Here is a 14,774-nt window from a genome sequence, read left to right on the forward strand (position 1 = left end):
CCATTCGGGCAGGCCAGCCGGGGCGTCGTGCCAAACAGACGGCAGATCAACGGGCGCTCGGCATAAACCTGGCAACCCTTGCTGCCAAGATGGGGGCAACTTAGGTTTTCAAGCGCAGCTTCGTGCTCGGCATCGCTTTTTACGGGAAGCCTCGACATCTCCTCCGTCGACGCCATCACTGGCCCACAACAGTCATGGCAGCCAGGTGTGCATTCGAATGAGGGAATCCGTGATCGAAAAAATCTGATTTTTTGACTGGTCATTTCAGTCACTCGAGTCATTTGAGCGTCCCCCATTTGAGCGTCCCGCTTCATTGGCCTGCCCACCTGCCTGCGATTGACCTGGTGGCCGGCGGCGCACGCATCAAATGCGCAGCCGCGCCAGCCAGGCCACTGCCACCGCAGCCGCGGAAAGCCAGAGCGCAACAATCACGGCGACCGCAATGCGGCTGCCGGGACGCTCCGCAGCGAGCGCGGCGGCGGCCCGATGCTCTTCCATCACTTCAAGCGGGATCATCCGGACCACCAGCAACACGCCGAGGGGCACCAGCACCACATCGTCCAGATAGCCAAGAATCGGGATGAAGTCCGGAATCAGGTCGATCGGAGACAACGCATAGGCGGCGACCAGCATGGCCAGCGCTTTCGCATACCAGGGCGTGCGGGGATCGCGCGCAGCGAGCCACACCGCGTGGACGTCGCGCTTCACCTCCCGTGCCCATGCGCGCGCGCGGGCGGCCAGCCGCGGAAGGAAGTCCGAGCGCAACATGTGGCTTCGCACGTCATCCATGACAGGTACGGCACCAAGTGCGAGCAGCAATGTGGCCAATGGCAGGGTGACACTGAACCCAACATGCCTGAACCCTACCGCCCCGACTACACCGCCGGCAAAGAACAGCGCGACCAGCGTAACGAGCACCCGCAGCTTTCTCCGGTCGGCCAGCACCGTTGGCTTGGCGGAATTGGCCCTGGCCAGGTTCCAGTAGAACAGCTTACCCAGTTCAATGCCGATGTCGGTGACCATACCCGTTATGTGCGTGGTGCGGATCTCGGCCTTCGAGAGCTTTGTGATCATGGCATTCTGCAACCCCATGATGAAGCAAAGCACCATGACCGTCGCCGGCACGAACAGCCATTCGTGACGCTCGAGATTGCTGCCCAGCAGACCGAAACACACCAGCAACACGGATTCAAGCATCAACGGCAGCGCGAATTCGCTGTGCAGGCGCTCGCGCCGCCCCCAGTTGATCAAAATCGCAGAGCAGGCCRCACCCGCCAGAAACGATAACAAGGCACCCAGGCCGTCCAGGATGAGCCCGATGCTGCCGAGCGCCAGATTGTCGGCCATGGCGGACACTATGCCCGACATATGGGAGGTGTATTGCTGCACCGCCAGGAATCCGCCTGCGTTGGTGGCGCCTGCCACAAACGCAAGATAGCGTGCCAGTTGCCGGTCGGCCTCCGGACTGCGTTCCCTCCCGGTCAATCTGCGCAAGTATGGAATCGGCATGGTCACATCGGTGAGCGTTACCTTCAGTTCAGACCGCGTCTATTCGGCATCGGCCGGCGAACGCGTCAGCCCGCGAGCTTTTGCCAGAAGTTGTGATCCGCCGCCAGCCGTTTGCCCTGTTTCAAGCGACGCGCGGCCGAGCGCAGATTCAGCGGATGCGTGGTTTCCAGAGCGCGCGCACGCATCAGCAATTCGTCCAGCGAGGGAAGTGCCTGCGCGCCCTTCCAGGCGAACAGCGCGTAGTTGCAACTGTCCTCAGAGGGAGAAATGGAAAAGGAGTCGCCGAACACCGAACGAATTTCTTCCATATAGAACGGAATATCGGCATCGCTGTCGATGAAGTTGGCGACCAATACTCCATCGTCGGCGAGCCTAGCGTGGCACGCCGCGTAGAAGTCCGCGCTGCCCAATTGTGTTGGCATGCCATGGGCGAGAAAGCCATCCACCAGGATGACCTCCGGCCGCGCGCCCTGACTCTTGACATATTCGGCGCCATCCGCGCAAACCACCTCGAGCCGTTCGTCGTCGGGCGGAATGTGAAACGTATCGCGCAGGGCAATCACCGCCGGATCGATTTCGATGGCGACAACCTTGGCATCCGGCAGATGCCGATAGCAGTACTTGAGCAATGATCCCCCGCCGAGGCCGATCATCGAAATCCTGGCGGGCGCCGGCTGCAACAGTAAAAACGCCATCATCGTCCGTGTGTAGCCAAGAACAAGCTTGTCGGGATCACGCCGCGACATGACGCTTTGCGTTGCCAGCGCGTCGAAATGCAGTGAAAGCGCAAGCGAGGTTTCCAACACCGTCGGCGTGCCGTCGTTGGGCGCTTCGGACAGAAACTTCAAGTAGGCTTCAAAGGACGTGCGCGTGGGGTCCATCTGGGGGGCTCGATCGGGCGTGGTATTCAATTCGTCACTCAGTCAGCAGGGCGGCAATGACTTTCACGGCAGCAACTTCATCCGGTCCGGTGGCCCGAATATGCACCTCGGTCCCCGCCCGTGCCGAGAGCCGCATCACCTCCATCACATTCTTGGCATTCGCTGTGCAGTCATTACTGACAAGCAGGATCTCGGATTCGAACTGAGCGGCGGTAAAGGTTAACCGCGCTGAGCCCCTGCCTTGCAAGCCCATGCGGTTCGTCATTTCAATTGTCGCGTTTACCACATCGCCCTCGGATAAGAAGCGGCCCCTAAGCAACTTGCAAACATCACGTCCTCTGGCTTGCCGCCATAGGCCGGACAAGACCGGCTGGCATGCCGGAACATCGTCAAGTTGTATATAATGATAACGCTATTATCATACAACACTATTCGAGAGCGCATGGAATCCAAGACCGCCCGTTTCACCGTGTTGATCGACCCCGTGAAGAAGAAGGCCTTTGAATCGCTGTGCGCGGCGCAGGATCAGACGCCGTCACAGGTGGTGCGCCAGTTGATCCGCGACTATCTTGAGCAGCATGGCGTGGCTTACGCCACGCGGCCCCAAGTCGGTACCACGCTTCCGGCCAGGAAGGACCGCGAGTGACCAATGTCCGCGTCGCGGACTACCAGCATCAATCCGCAGTTCCACTTCGAGGTCGCATCCGGCAAAGGTCCGCGCAAGGGCACCGAGATGCCTGCCCTCCCTGCGAGGTGCCGACCGGAAGGCAACGCTTCCTGCCGTCACGGAATGCCGCGGCCGCCGTCAGGCCCTTGCAACAATCGGGAGAGATCCATGCACAAGCCGGCGGTTAGTTATCGCGTCACTCCGCGCGCAAAGGCGCTCGTCGACGGCAGTTTCCAGCCGAAGGTGCTGGTGGCCATCTACCGGGGTGATGCCCTGCTTAGAGATGTCACGCTCTACGCGCGCGGTGGCTCTTGTCCGTTACGCGCCACCGCGGCAAGGCTTGCCGAAGCGCTGGCCTTGCGGATTCAGGCGGTACTTCAAGCGGTGCTTGAGGACATACAAGAGACGGATGACGTCGCCACGGCCGCCATTCAGACACTATTGCGCCGTATTGGACTCAGGACGAGCCTGCGATCCGTCACCATGGGCGATGCCGGCGCCAGCTAGCCGGGTTCGGGAAGAGGCATTGGTGGCGCAAGGACGCAGCACCGCATGTCCACGCCCCCTGTCAAGCATCCCAATCCTCCACCTGCTCCACAAGCTGCTCCATGGTTGCTTCGCCAGCCCGTTCGCGCAAATGCCTCACGCGCTTTGATGCCTGCGTGGCTTATGTTAATCACATTAACATAGTGATTACACGTATGGCGCATTGAATTATGGTTCCTGGCATATGAAATCTTCATCCCGTATGCTAGGTTGTAACAAGCAAATGGCGACCGCCGCTGCCGATTCACCGGCAGTGCTCGGTGGCAGTGCCGAGCACCGCCTGGCAGCAGACATTCATGCATGATGTGATGCATCTGACCATCGTACTAGCACGTTGAGGCTCCATGGAGATCAAGACTGCTCGGCTGACGCTGCTCATCGATCCAAACAAGAAGGCCGCTTTCGAGCGCCTTTGCGCGCAACAGGATCTGACGGCATCGCAGGTGGTGCGCCAGCTCATCCGCGAGTACCTCGCTCAACATGGGGTCCAGTACGTGCCCAGCGGATTGAACTCGGACAATGTCGAGCCTGCCGGCGATGAGACAGTGCCACAAGCGCAGGCGCAGTCTGAAGCCCCGCCCGCCAAACGGCGCACCGCACGCCGCAAGGGCTAGGCCATGAGCAGCCTGCCCCCGGCCGCACAATGGCTCCATATCGACTGGGTGCTTATTGTCGTGGGGGCCTGGTTGCTGGTCGGGGCCGCGGGCGTTCTCGCGCTGCAGCGGCTGACCCTGGTGTCTCGCGTTCTCTTCCCTCTCGGTGGATTGCTTGGACTGGCGCTTTCCGGCTTCGCGCTCGCCTCGGTACACGGCACGCCGGAGGTCGCAGTACTGGCCATCGGGCTGCCGTCGCTGCCCTTCCACGTCCGGCTCGACAGCCTCTCCGCTTACTTCTTGATGGTCATCGGCGGCGCGACCGCGGGCATCTCCATGTTCGCGGCCGGGTATTTCCGCAAGGGCGAGGGCACGCCGCCAGGCTTGCTTTGCCTGGAATATCACCTGTTCCTGGCCAGCATGGCCGGTGTCATTCTGGCTGACGATGCCTATTCGTTCATGGTGATGTGGGAGACCATGGCGCTGTCGTCATTCTTCCTGGTGACCGCGAATCACCGCATTCCGGAGGTGCGCAGCGCCGGCTACATCTACATCACGATGGCGCGGATCGGCGCGATCGCAATTCTGCTCTGCTTCGGTGTGCTGCAGGCCAACACCGGTGACTACACCTTCGCCAACATGCGCGGCCAGGCTCTGACGCCCTTCTGGGCATCGATTGCCTTCCTGCTTGCCGTGTTCGGCTTCGGCGCCAAGGCCGGCATACTGCCCTTGCATGTCTGGCTGCCGGAGGCACATCCGGCAGCGCCCTCGCCGGTCTCCGCGATGATGAGCGGCGTCATGCTCAATACAGCCATCTACGGGCTGTTGCGCGTGTCCTTCAATCTGCTGTCCATGCGCCTGTGGTGGTGGGGTGCGCTGCTTCTGGCCATCGGCCTGGCCACCGCCCTGTTCGGCGTGGTCTTCGCCGCGGTGCAGACCGACATGAAGCGCTTGCTGGCCTACTCGTCGATCGAGAACATGGGCCTGCTGTTTGTCGCCATGGGCCTGACCCTGATCTTTTCGGCTTATGACATGAGGCCGATGGCGGCACTAGCCCTGACCGCGACGCTCTATCACGTCGCAAGCCATGCCTTCTTCAAGAGCCTGCTTTTTCTCGGCACGGGCAGCGTGCTGCATGCGACCGCCGAGCGAAGCCTGGGCAAACTGGGCGGATTGATACGGTACATGCCCCGGGTGGGCTGGCTCACATTGCTGGGGGTGCTGGCCAGCGCAGGCCTGCCTCCGCTCGGCGGTTTCGTGTCGGAGTGGCTGCTGCTGCAGAGCTTCCTGTTCACGCCCGGCTTGCCGATGCCACTGCTGACCATGCTGATTCCGGTGGTCGCCGCGCTGATCGCGCTGGTGGCGGCGCTGGCCGGTTATACGATGGTCAAGTTCTTCGGCGTGATCTTTCTCGGCCAGCCGCGCGAGCACAAGCTCACCCACCCGCATGACGCCGGCCCCTGGGAATGCGCGGGCATGGCGTGGCTGGCCCTTGGCTGCGTGGCGCTTGGCCTGTTGCCGACGCAGTTCATTCAGCTGATCGACCCGGTGACGCGACAACTGGTCACCGCCGGCCTGGGTGCCCAGGTAGCGGCAAGCGGATGGCTGCTGGCGCCGACCAACCGGGACCAGGCCAGCTATGGGCCGGTCATCTTCCTGCTCGGCATCCTGGCCAGCTTTGCCCTGGCCTACGTGCTCGTGCGCTGGCTGTACCACGGCCGGTTGCGCCGCGGCCCGCCGTGGGCCTGCGGGTTTCCCTGGGGCACCGCGCGCATGCAGGACACCGCCGAGGGATTCGGCCAGCCTATCCGGCAGATCTTCGAACCCTTTTTCCTGATGGAGCGCGAGCTGCCGACGCCCTTCGACGAACGGCCGCGCTACCGCGTGACCATTGAGGACCGCTTCTGGCGCTGGCTATACCTGCCCGCTGTCGATCTGGCCTCGTATCTGGCGCGGCTGGCCGGCTTGATGCAGCAGGGGCGCATCTCCGTGTATCTGCTGTATAGCTTCCTGACTCTGATTGCCACGCTACTGGCGGTGATGCGATGAGGTCTCCATGACAGTCACCGGCTTGCTGTCACAGTCGATCGAGATCGTGATATCGATCGCCCTGGCGCCGCTTCTGACGGGCTGGGTCAATCAATGCCGTGCCTGGTTGCAGAACAAATCCGCGCCTAGCCTCTGGCAGCCATATCGCACGCTGCACAAACTGTTCAACAAGGAATCGGTGGTGGCACACAACGCATCGCCGCTGTTCCGCGTCACGCCCTATGTGGTGTTCGGCTGCATGGCGCTGGCATGCGCGATCATCCCAACCCTCTCGACGGACCTCCCGCTGGCGCCCGCGGCCGATGCGATCGCGCTGGTCGGCCTGTTTGCGCTGGCACGGGTTTTCATTTCGCTGGCGGCGATGGACATCGGCACCGCCTTCGGCACCCTGGGGGCGCGGCGCGAGATGCTGATCGGGTTTCTTGCCGAGCCGGCATTGCTGATGGTGCTGTTCTCGGCCTCGCTGGTTTCCAAATCGACATCGCTCACYACCATCGTCGAGACACTCGCCCATCGCCAACTGGCGATCTACCCCGGGCTGGCCTTTTCCGGCGTTGCGTTCACCATGGTGTCGCTGGCGGAGAACGCACGCGTGCCGGTCGACAACCCCGCCACGCATCTGGAGCTGACGATGATCCATGAGGCGCTCATCCTGGAATACTCAGGCCGCCACCTCGCACTCATCGAGTGGGCCGCGAGCCTGAAGCTGTTCGCCTACTCGTGTATCGGACTCGCGCTGTTCTTCCCCTGGGGCATCGCCGAGGCCCAGGCGCCATCGTCCATGCTGCTGGCGCTGCCGGCGCTGCTGGCCAAACTCATGGTGGGCGGCATCCTGCTTGCCGCGCTGGAGACGGTGAGCGCCAAGATGCGCATCTTCCGCGTCCCGGAATTCCTGGCTACCGCCTTCTTGCTGGCGGTGATCGGCATGCTGGTGCATTTGCTGCTTGCCCGCTGACATGAGCACCCTGCTGACCCAGTTTGTCAACCTGCTCGGCGCGGTGCTGCTGATCCTGGCCTTCGGGATGATCTCGCAGCGCCGCATCCTGACGCTGATCCACCTGTTCACGCTGCAGGGCGCCACCCTGGCGCTGGCGACGGCCGTGGTCGGCTACGTGACCCGGCAGCCAGACCTGTACCTGTCGGCCGGCGTGACTTTCGCGCTTAAGGTGCTGCTGATCCCCTATCTCCTGCACCGGGTCATCACCCGGCTTGATATCCGCTGGGACGTAGAGACGCTGATCAACATTCCGACCATCATGGTGATCGGCATTCTGGTGGTGATCTTCGCGTTCAACCTGGCCATGCCGATCTCGCGGCTGTCGGTGAAGTTGGCCAGCGGCACGCTCGGCATCGCGCTGGCCTGCATACTGCTTTCGTTCCTGATGATGATCACCCGGTCGAAGGCGATACCGCAGGTCATCGGCTTCCTGGCCATGGAGAATGGATTGTTCTTTGCCGCGACCTCGGCGACCTACGGCATGCCGATGGTGGTCGAGCTAGGCATCGCGCTGGACGTGCTGATCGGCGTGCTGATCCTGGGCGTGTTCATGTTCCAGATCCGCGAGCAGTTCGACAGCCTGGACATCCGCCACCTAGAGAAGCTGAAGGAGGACTGAGTTGATCGCGCTAGCCTTCCTGCTTGCAACCCCGCTCGCCGGCGGGCTGGTGCTGGCGCTGGTCGGTCATCGCGATCATGCGCGCGACGTCAACGTCGTGTTCAGCCTGGGCACCTTCATCGCGGCCTGCCTGCTCACCGGGCGAATTATCGACGACGGTCCCACGCTCGCGTGGGACCGTGCGTTCTACATAGACGCCCTGAACGTGTTTCTCGTTACGCTGACCGCGTTCGTGGGCCTGACCACGTCCATCTTCTCGCGGCCCTACATGCGCGTGGAGCGCGACCACGGCAAGATGACGCCGCCGCGGCTGCGCCTGTACCACAGCATGTACCAGCTATTCACCTTTACGATGCTGCTGGCGCTGACCACCAACAATATGGGCATCGTATGGGTGGCGATGGAAGCCGCCACGCTGACCACGGTGCTGTTGGTCAGCGTGTACCGGACGGCGGCCAGCCTCGAGGCGGCCTGGAAGTACTTCATCCTGTGTGGCGTGGGTATCGCCCAGGCGCTCTTTGGCACGGTGCTGCTCTACATGGCGGCCGAGCAGGTCATTGGCCCCGAGGGCGGCGCGCTGCTGTGGACCAACCTCGATGCGGTCAAGGGCCGGCTGGACCCGAATATCATCACCCTGGCGTTTGCCTTCCTGTTCATCGGCTATGGCACCAAGGTCGGCCTGGTTCCCGTGCACAACTGGCTGCCGGACGCGCATGCCGAGGGGCCAACCCCGGTGTCCGCCGTGCTGTCCGGCCTGCTGCTCAATGTGGCGCTCTACGCCATCCTGCGCTGCAAGGTGTTGACGGACGGCGCGCTGAACAACCATCTCACCGGCCGCCTGATGATGGGCTTCGGCCTGGTTTCCGTAGTGGCGGCGGTCTTGCTCCTCATCCGTCAGCGGGACGTCAAGCGCATGTTCGCCTACTCCTCCATCGAGCATATGGGCATGATGACCTTCGCTTTTGGCATGGGCGGCCCGATCGCCAGCTTCGCCGGACTGCTGCACATGACGGTGCATTCGCTGGTCAAGTCCGCGATCTTCTTCGCCGTCGGCCATGCGGCCCAGCAAGCGGGAACCCAGGCCATGGACGAGATCCGCGGGCTGGTCCGGGTCAGCCCCACGGTCGGTTGGGGCCTGATGCTGGGCGTACTGGCCATTCTGGGCATGCCACCGTTCGGCGTGTTCGCCAGCGAGTTCCTGATCGTGACGACCGCGATGCGGGAACAACCCTGGGCCACGCCCTTCCTGCTGGTCGCGCTCGGCCTGGCCTTTGCGTCAGTGTTCAGCCGCGTGCAACCGATGGTCTTCGGCGAGACCACCCTGAAACCCCTGCCGCACCCGCCGGCGCTGGTCCCGGTATTCTTGCACCTCATACTCGGCTTGATGCTGGGTCTCTATATCCCGCCGTACCTGGATGCGTGGTACCGCCAGGCGGCCGCCATGCTGGGGGGTTGAGCACATGGCCCTGCCTGAACTCGGACTCGACCTGCATCGCCTCCCGGCACCGCTGCCGGTATGGCACGGGCTCGCCGGTCCCGATGCATGGAGCGCGGCAGCGCGCACGGTCGCGGACACGGGCGGACGACTGATTTCCGTGTGGGGCGCCGATCGCAGCGCTGCGGGCGGGACGTTGGCGGCATGCGCCGCGTATGCCGTACCGGATGGACTGGTCTGGCTCGAACTGCGGCTCGGCGGCCCGGCTCAGGGGGTTCCGGATCTGGCCGGCATCTTCCCGTGTGCCGGGCGGATGCAGCGCGCCATGGCGGACCTCTCGGGCATCCGGGTGCAAGGCAGCCACGACCAGCGCCCGTGGCTCGACCATGGCCTGTGGCCACCCGGGTCATTCCCCCTGCAACATGGGACGCAACCGCTGGCCGCCGCGGGCAGGCTGCCCGCGGACTACGCCTTCGTACGTGTCGATGGCGATGGGGTGCATGAGATAGCCGTCGGCCCGGTGCATGCCGGCATCATCGAACCCGGCCACTTCCGCTTCTCCGTCGTCGGCGAAAAGGTGCTGCGCCTTGAAGCCCTCCTCGGCTACACGCACAAGGGCATCGAACGCCGCTTCACCGAACTGGCGCCGAGTGAGGCTTACCGGCTCGCAGGCCGCATCTCAGGCGACTCGACCGTGGCCTATGCCTGGGCCTACTGTATGGCGCTGGAATCCGCCTCGGGGAGCGAAATACCGGCAAGGGCGGCCTCGCTGCGCGCCCTGATGCTGGAGCGCGAGCGCGTGGCCAACCACCTGGGCGACCTCGGTGCGTTGGGCAACGATGCCGGACTGGCCTTTGGACTGGCTCAGTTCTCGCGGCTGCGCGAGGATTGGCACCGGCTGTCCGGGGAAGCCTTCGGACATCGCTTCATGATGGATGCGGTGGTGCCCGGGGGTGTCGCGATCGATCCGGCGCCGCGCATGATGGACCGGCTGCGCAAGCAGTGCGACGGCATCGAGCGCGAAGTTCGCGCGTTGCGGCGCGTCTATGACCAGCATGCCGGACTGCAGGACCGGTTTCGCGCCACGGGCCGGGTAACGCCACAACTTGCCGCCCAGCTTGGCCTCGCGGGGCTCGCCGGACGCGCCAGCGCGCAAGCGGCGGACCTGCGCTGCGACCACGCATGGCCGCCCTATGACCGGTTAGACGTCACGATGGCCACGCACCGCGATGGCGATGTCGCCGCACGCGTGGCGATGCGCTTTGACGAGACCATTGAATCCCTGCGGCTTGTTCGCGCCATCTGCTCGGAACAGCCCGGCGGCACGATCCATGCCGGCATCCGGGCGCAGGACGCGATCTCCATCGGAGCAGGCTGGGTGGAGGGCTGGCGCGGCGAAATCCTTGTGGCGCTCGAAATCGGCGCTGACGGCAGAATCCTGCGTTGCCACTGCCATGATCCCTCCTGGCAGAACTGGCCGGTGCTTGAGCACGCGGTCATTGGCAACATCGTTCCGGACTTTCCGCTGATCAACAAGTCATTCAACCTCAGCTATTCGGGACACGACCTCTGATGTGGCGCATCCTCAAACAAATCGTCCGCACTGGCATCGTCACGGAGCCGCCCCCGGCCGTCGATGGCGATGGTGGCGCCGCGATGCAACGTATCCACCAGGACATCCTCGACATCCTCGGTCAGGCGCTCACGATCAGGGAGGTCGATGCAGGCTCGTGCAACGGCTGCGAGCTGGAAATCCACGCGCTCAACAACCCCTACTACAACATTGAGGGGCTTGGCATCAAATTCGTTGCCAGCCCGCGCCACGCTGACATGCTGCTGGTGACAGGACCGGTTTCGCGCCACATGGAAGACGCTTTGCGGCGTACCTATGACGCGACGCCAGAGCCGAAACTCGTGGTCGCGGTGGGTGACTGCGGCTGTACAGGAGGCATCTTCGGCGAGAGCTATGCGAGTTGCGGTCGCGTCGCCAACGTCATCCCCGTCGACGTCGCCGTGCCTGGCTGCCCGCCTCCCCCCATCGAGATCCTGCGGGGGATACTGACCGCCGTGCAGCGGCGCAAAAGCTAGATCCTCCACGTGATCCTCATGGAGGATGGCGACGGCATCTTTTAAAGGAAGCGCGGTCAACGCGGCCACGACGGCTCCGGGGGTCGTGCAGACCGGCGTAGTGACCGGCATCAAGCACATTTTCCGACAGGGAGCGAGACAACGGGAAGCGGGGAAAGCCGGCAGGGGTTGCCCCGCCGCGACAGCACACCCCGACCTCACTCCAGGGTCACATTGGCCTTCTTGACCAGTGCCGCATAGCGCGCCGCTTCGCTCTGGAAGAACTTCGCGGCGGCCTCCGGCGTGCCGGGATTGATCGTATTGCCCTGCCTCTTCATCGCTTCCAGGACATCCGGGCTGGTGAATGCCTTGACGAACACGGTGTTGAGGCGCTTGACCTCGGCCGGCGGAAGCCCTGCCGGACCCACCACGGCAAACCAGCCCTCGACCGCGAAGTCTGGCAAACCTTGTTCGGCGATGGTTGGAATCTCCGGCGCGGCGGGCGAGCGCGTGGCGCCGCACAGGCCGATCGCACGCAGGGTGCCGTTCTTCAGGTGCGGCGCCACGGCGTTAAGCGCCACGACCCCCATCTCCACCTGGCCCGCGATCAGGTCGGTCATCATCGGGCCGGTGCCTTTGTAGGGCACGTGCCGGGCTTTGACGTGCGCTTCATCGAGGAACATCTCCGCGGCGAGCTGGATGATGGTACCGTTGCCCGATGACGCATAGTTGAGCGAATCGGGCTTGGCCTTGAGCAAGGCAACGAGTTCCTGCACGTTCTTCGCGGGAACCTTGGGGTTGACCACAAGGACCAGCGGCGTCGAGCCGATCACGCTGATGGGCGTGAAGTCCTTGATCGCGTCGAACGGCATCTTCTTGTACACGCTCGGATTGATGACATGGTTGTTGGAGAACAGGCCCAGCGTCGTGCCATCGGGCGGCGCCTTGGCCACCGCCGCTGCGCCGGTAATGCCGCCGGCGCCGGGGAGATTCTCGATCACCACCGGCTGGCCCAGGCTCTTGCCGAGCGACGGTCCGGCGGCGCGCGCGATAGCATCCACGCCCGAGCCCGCGCTGATAGGCAGGATCAGGCGTACCGGCCGGCCCGAGCCTTGGGCCATGACGGTGCCGGCCGGCAAGGCGACCGCGAGTGCGATGGCCGAAGCGGCCATGCCGAGTACCGCCCGGCGCGAAAGGGGGAATGCCATGTCTGTCTCCGTATGCTTATCGTTCTGATCCGCGTGGCCATCCGATGCCACGCGGCAATGCGGGTAGATTCAATCCGGCGTGCGCGTGCGCAGGCCGGACAGGATTTCGTCGTTGTGCTCGCCGATGCCCGGCAGCGGCATGCGCACGCCGGGCCTGCGTCCGCCCATCAGCAGCGGCAGCAGCACGACGTCCGTGGTGCCGCCATCCTCGGTCTGCATCGGCACGAGGCCACCGCTTGCCTTCAGGTGAGGGTCATCCAGCAGTTGCTCCGGACGCATGATGGGCGCGTAGGGAATGCCCGCGGCTTCGAGCTTCGGCGAGAGTTCTTCCACGCGATGGTCCTTGAGAATCGCACCCAGCCGTTCCAGCAATGCCGGACGYACCGCGACGCGCATGGCGTTGGTCGCGAGCTCCGGATCGGCAGCCAGGTCGGGACGTTGCAGCACGCCGCACAAGATGTTGAACTGCTTGTCGCTGACGGCGCCGATAAACAATTGCTCGCCTCCGGCCAGCGTGAACACGTCGTAGACGCTCCAGGCGGACACGCGCGACGGCATCGGCGGCGGCGGCTCGCCTGTCATCGAGAACTGCTGCATATGCTGGGACGACAGGAACACGCAATTCTCGAACAGCGCGCTCTGCACTTCCTGCCCCCTGCCGGTACGGTCGCGCTCCCGCAGGGCGGCCATCACGCCGATGGCGCCGAACATGCCGCCCATGATGTCGTTCACCGAGGTACCCGCGCGCAGCGGGCGGCCCTTGGGCCCGGTCATGTAGGACAGGCCTCCCATCATCTGCACGACTTCGTCGAGCGCCAGGCGGTTTTCATAAGGGCCGGGCAGGAAGCCCTTGTGCGACACGTAGATCAGCCCGGGGAATCTGGCGGACAACGTGGCGTAGTCCAGCCCGCATTTCTCCATCAGGCCCGGGCGGAAGTTCTCCAGCAACACATCGCACTGGCCAACCAGTTCCGCTGCCGTGGCCTGTCCTTCCGGGGTGGTGATGTCGATGACGACGCTCTTCTTGTTGCGGTTGAACGAGCGGAAGAAGCCGATGCCAAGGCCGGGCAGGTTGCGCGTCTTGTCGCCGCCGGGGGGTTCGACCTTGATGACTTCCGCGCCCAGGTCCGCGAGGATCATGCCGCAGGTCGGGCCCATCACCATATGGGTGAACTCAACCACGCGGACGCCGGCGAGCGGCAAGGAGGCATGTTCAGTGCTCATGATTTTCTCTCTCAGGCGCAGGCGGCGGCAGCATCGGCCACCGATGCGGGAAATGTCTTGGGCAGGCCGGCGCGCCACAGCGTGCCGTGCAGGGTCTCATTGGTCAGCCAGCCGGCCACGCGCTCGCGCAGCGCCAGCAACCGGTCGATATCGATGCCGGTATCGAAGCCCATGCTGCCCAGCAGGTAGGCCAGGTCTTCGGTGGCGACATTGCCGCTGGCGCCGGGCGCGTGCGGGCAACCGCCAATCCCGGCGAGACAGGCATCAAAGCGGGTCACGCCGGCTTGCAGGGCGGCATACACGTTGGCCAGGCCAAGCCCGCGCGTGTCGTGGAAATGGCCGCACCAGAAGCGGTCGCCGGCGATTGCCGTGGCGCGTTCAAACAGGCTGCGCACCATTGCGGGATCGGCATAGCCCACCGTGTCCGCCAGGCTGACGCGATCGGCGCCCGCATCCAGCAGGGCCTGCATCAGGCGGAGCACCTCGTCCGGATCCACATGTCCCTGCAGCGTGCAGCCGAAGGCCGTGCCCACGCCGCCTTCGATCAGCGTCCTGGAGCCGGCCGCGTCGCGGGCGGCGCGGATCCTTGCCACCTCGGCCACCACCTCGTCGGGCGTCTTGCGCAGGTTGGCCAGACTATGGGCATGGCTGGCGGACAGCGGCACCAGCATCAGGTCGGCGCCGCTGGCGATGGCGTTTTCCGCGCCCCGCAGGTTTGGTACCAGGACCGAGACGAACAGCCCCGGCAGCGACCTGGCAAAGTCCACGAGTTCCGCGGTATCGGCGAGTTGCGGCAGCAGCTTCGCCGGGACGAAGGAGCCGACCTCTATTTCCCGCTGGCCTGCCGCATAGGCCGCCTGGATCCACTCGCGCTTGGCGGAGGTCGGCAGGATGGTGGCGATGCTCTGCAGGCCGTCGCGCAGCCCGACCTCCCGAATCACGGCCCGGCGTGGAGCGAATTCAGCGTGTGTTGTCATTC

General features: G+C 64.2%; 15 protein-coding genes and 1 pseudogene. 9 read left to right on the forward strand and 7 right to left on the reverse strand.

The genetic code is table 11. From position 1 onward, the window contains the following. The 4 genes from AC1DKD_RS29020 to AC1DKD_RS29035 all read right to left on the reverse strand — a co-directional run. Positions 1–314, reverse strand: a 314-nt coding sequence (locus AC1DKD_RS29020) for a YkgJ family cysteine cluster protein (RefSeq protein ID WP_477144008.1), incomplete at its 3' end; no start/stop codon positions are given. A 49-nt stretch (positions 315–363) separates the two neighbouring features. After that, positions 364–1,509 carry a DUF1275 domain-containing transporter gene (locus AC1DKD_RS29025; RefSeq protein ID WP_477144009.1) on the reverse strand — a complete coding sequence of 382 codons (1,146 nt, stop codon included), beginning with the start codon at positions 1,507–1,509 and terminating at the stop codon, positions 364–366. 65 nt (positions 1,510–1,574) lie between these two features. Beyond that, positions 1,575–2,390, reverse strand: a complete 816-nt coding sequence (locus AC1DKD_RS29030; protein ID WP_477103020.1) for a fused MFS/spermidine synthase — start codon at positions 2,388–2,390, stop codon at positions 1,575–1,577. Between the two features lie 34 nt (positions 2,391–2,424). Then, positions 2,425–2,676: an HPr family phosphocarrier protein gene (locus AC1DKD_RS29035; protein ID WP_441629001.1), complete on the reverse strand. Its 252-nt coding sequence runs from the start codon at positions 2,674–2,676 to the stop codon at positions 2,425–2,427. 156 nt (positions 2,677–2,832) lie between these two features. On the opposite strand from AC1DKD_RS29035, the gene AC1DKD_RS29040 reads away from it, so the two are divergent. The 9 genes and pseudogenes from AC1DKD_RS29040 (at position 2,833) to AC1DKD_RS29080 (ending at position 11,384) form a co-directional block, all read left to right on the forward strand. Further along, positions 2,833–3,036: a CopG family transcriptional regulator gene (locus AC1DKD_RS29040; RefSeq protein ID WP_035864406.1), complete on the forward strand. Its 204-nt coding sequence runs from the start codon at positions 2,833–2,835 to the stop codon at positions 3,034–3,036. A gap of 189 nt (positions 3,037–3,225) precedes the next feature. Then, positions 3,226–3,564: a hypothetical protein gene (locus tag AC1DKD_RS29045; RefSeq protein ID WP_441629003.1), complete on the forward strand. Its 339-nt coding sequence runs from the start codon at positions 3,226–3,228 to the stop codon at positions 3,562–3,564. Between the two features lie 383 nt (positions 3,565–3,947). Continuing rightward, a pseudogene (locus tag AC1DKD_RS29050) lies at positions 3,948–4,097 on the forward strand (ribbon-helix-helix protein, CopG family); the annotation flags it as partial. A gap of 123 nt (positions 4,098–4,220) precedes the next feature. Then, complete coding sequence (hyfB, locus tag AC1DKD_RS29055; protein WP_441629005.1) at positions 4,221–6,245, forward strand: hydrogenase 4 subunit B; 2,025 nt, start codon at positions 4,221–4,223, stop codon at positions 6,243–6,245. 7 nt (positions 6,246–6,252) lie between these two features. Next, positions 6,253–7,200, forward strand: a complete 948-nt coding sequence (locus tag AC1DKD_RS29060) for a respiratory chain complex I subunit 1 family protein (RefSeq protein WP_441629007.1) — start codon at positions 6,253–6,255, stop codon at positions 7,198–7,200. Between the two features lies 1 nt (position 7,201). Continuing rightward, positions 7,202–7,861, forward strand: a complete 660-nt coding sequence (locus AC1DKD_RS29065; RefSeq protein ID WP_477103023.1) for a formate hydrogenlyase — start codon at positions 7,202–7,204, stop codon at positions 7,859–7,861. A gap of 1 nt (position 7,862) precedes the next feature. Continuing rightward, positions 7,863–9,317: a hydrogenase 4 subunit F gene (locus AC1DKD_RS29070; RefSeq protein WP_441629011.1), complete on the forward strand. Its 1,455-nt coding sequence runs from the start codon at positions 7,863–7,865 to the stop codon at positions 9,315–9,317. 4 nt (positions 9,318–9,321) lie between these two features. Continuing rightward, on the forward strand, positions 9,322–10,869 hold the full coding sequence (locus tag AC1DKD_RS29075) for a hydrogenase large subunit (protein WP_441629013.1): 1,548 nt from the start codon (positions 9,322–9,324) through the stop codon (positions 10,867–10,869). Then, positions 10,869–11,384, forward strand: coding sequence for an NADH-quinone oxidoreductase subunit B family protein (locus AC1DKD_RS29080; protein WP_441629015.1), 516 nt, complete (start codon positions 10,869–10,871; stop codon positions 11,382–11,384). The genes AC1DKD_RS29075 and AC1DKD_RS29080 overlap by 1 nt, the downstream gene beginning before the upstream one ends. A gap of 197 nt (positions 11,385–11,581) precedes the next feature. On the opposite strand, the gene AC1DKD_RS29085 is transcribed toward AC1DKD_RS29080, so the two are convergent. From AC1DKD_RS29085 to AC1DKD_RS29095, 3 genes are all read right to left on the reverse strand, one after another. Next, on the reverse strand, positions 11,582–12,571 hold the full coding sequence (locus AC1DKD_RS29085) for a tripartite tricarboxylate transporter substrate binding protein (RefSeq protein WP_441629017.1): 990 nt from the start codon (positions 12,569–12,571) through the stop codon (positions 11,582–11,584). Positions 12,572–12,640: 69 nt separating this feature from the next. Beyond that, the gene (locus tag AC1DKD_RS29090) at positions 12,641–13,795 is read right to left on the reverse strand and encodes a CaiB/BaiF CoA transferase family protein (protein WP_441629019.1); all 1,155 of its coding nucleotides are present in this window, start codon (positions 13,793–13,795) and stop codon (positions 12,641–12,643) included. 11 nt (positions 13,796–13,806) lie between these two features. Continuing rightward, positions 13,807–14,772 (reverse strand): hydroxymethylglutaryl-CoA lyase, encoded by a 966-nt coding sequence (locus AC1DKD_RS29095; RefSeq protein WP_441629021.1) that lies wholly within the window; start codon positions 14,770–14,772, stop codon positions 13,807–13,809. Positions 14,773–14,774 lie beyond the last annotated feature (2 nt).

The organism is Cupriavidus sp. 05T313 (genome assembly GCF_056396665.1).

Excerpts from the sequence above, each read along its gene's own strand:
- AC1DKD_RS29030 (WP_477103020.1), bottom strand. The coding sequence starts at position 2,390 with ATGGACCCCACGCGCACGTCCTTTGAAGCCTACTTGAAGTTTCTGTCC.
- AC1DKD_RS29040 (WP_035864406.1), top strand. The coding sequence starts at position 2,833 with ATGGAATCCAAGACCGCCCGTTTCACCGTGTTGATCGACCCCGTGAAG.
- AC1DKD_RS29045 (WP_441629003.1), top strand. The coding sequence starts at position 3,226 with ATGCACAAGCCGGCGGTTAGTTATCGCGTCACTCCGCGCGCAAAGGCG.
- hyfB (WP_441629005.1), top strand. The coding sequence starts at position 4,221 with ATGAGCAGCCTGCCCCCGGCCGCACAATGGCTCCATATCGACTGGGTG.
- AC1DKD_RS29065 (WP_477103023.1), top strand. The coding sequence starts at position 7,202 with ATGAGCACCCTGCTGACCCAGTTTGTCAACCTGCTCGGCGCGGTGCTG.
- AC1DKD_RS29075 (WP_441629013.1), top strand. The coding sequence starts at position 9,322 with ATGGCCCTGCCTGAACTCGGACTCGACCTGCATCGCCTCCCGGCACCG.
- AC1DKD_RS29080 (WP_441629015.1), top strand. The coding sequence starts at position 10,869 with ATGTGGCGCATCCTCAAACAAATCGTCCGCACTGGCATCGTCACGGAG.
- AC1DKD_RS29085 (WP_441629017.1), bottom strand. The coding sequence starts at position 12,571 with ATGGCATTCCCCCTTTCGCGCCGGGCGGTACTCGGCATGGCCGCTTCG.
- AC1DKD_RS29095 (WP_441629021.1), bottom strand. The coding sequence starts at position 14,772 with ATGACAACACACGCTGAATTCGCTCCACGCCGGGCCGTGATTCGGGAG.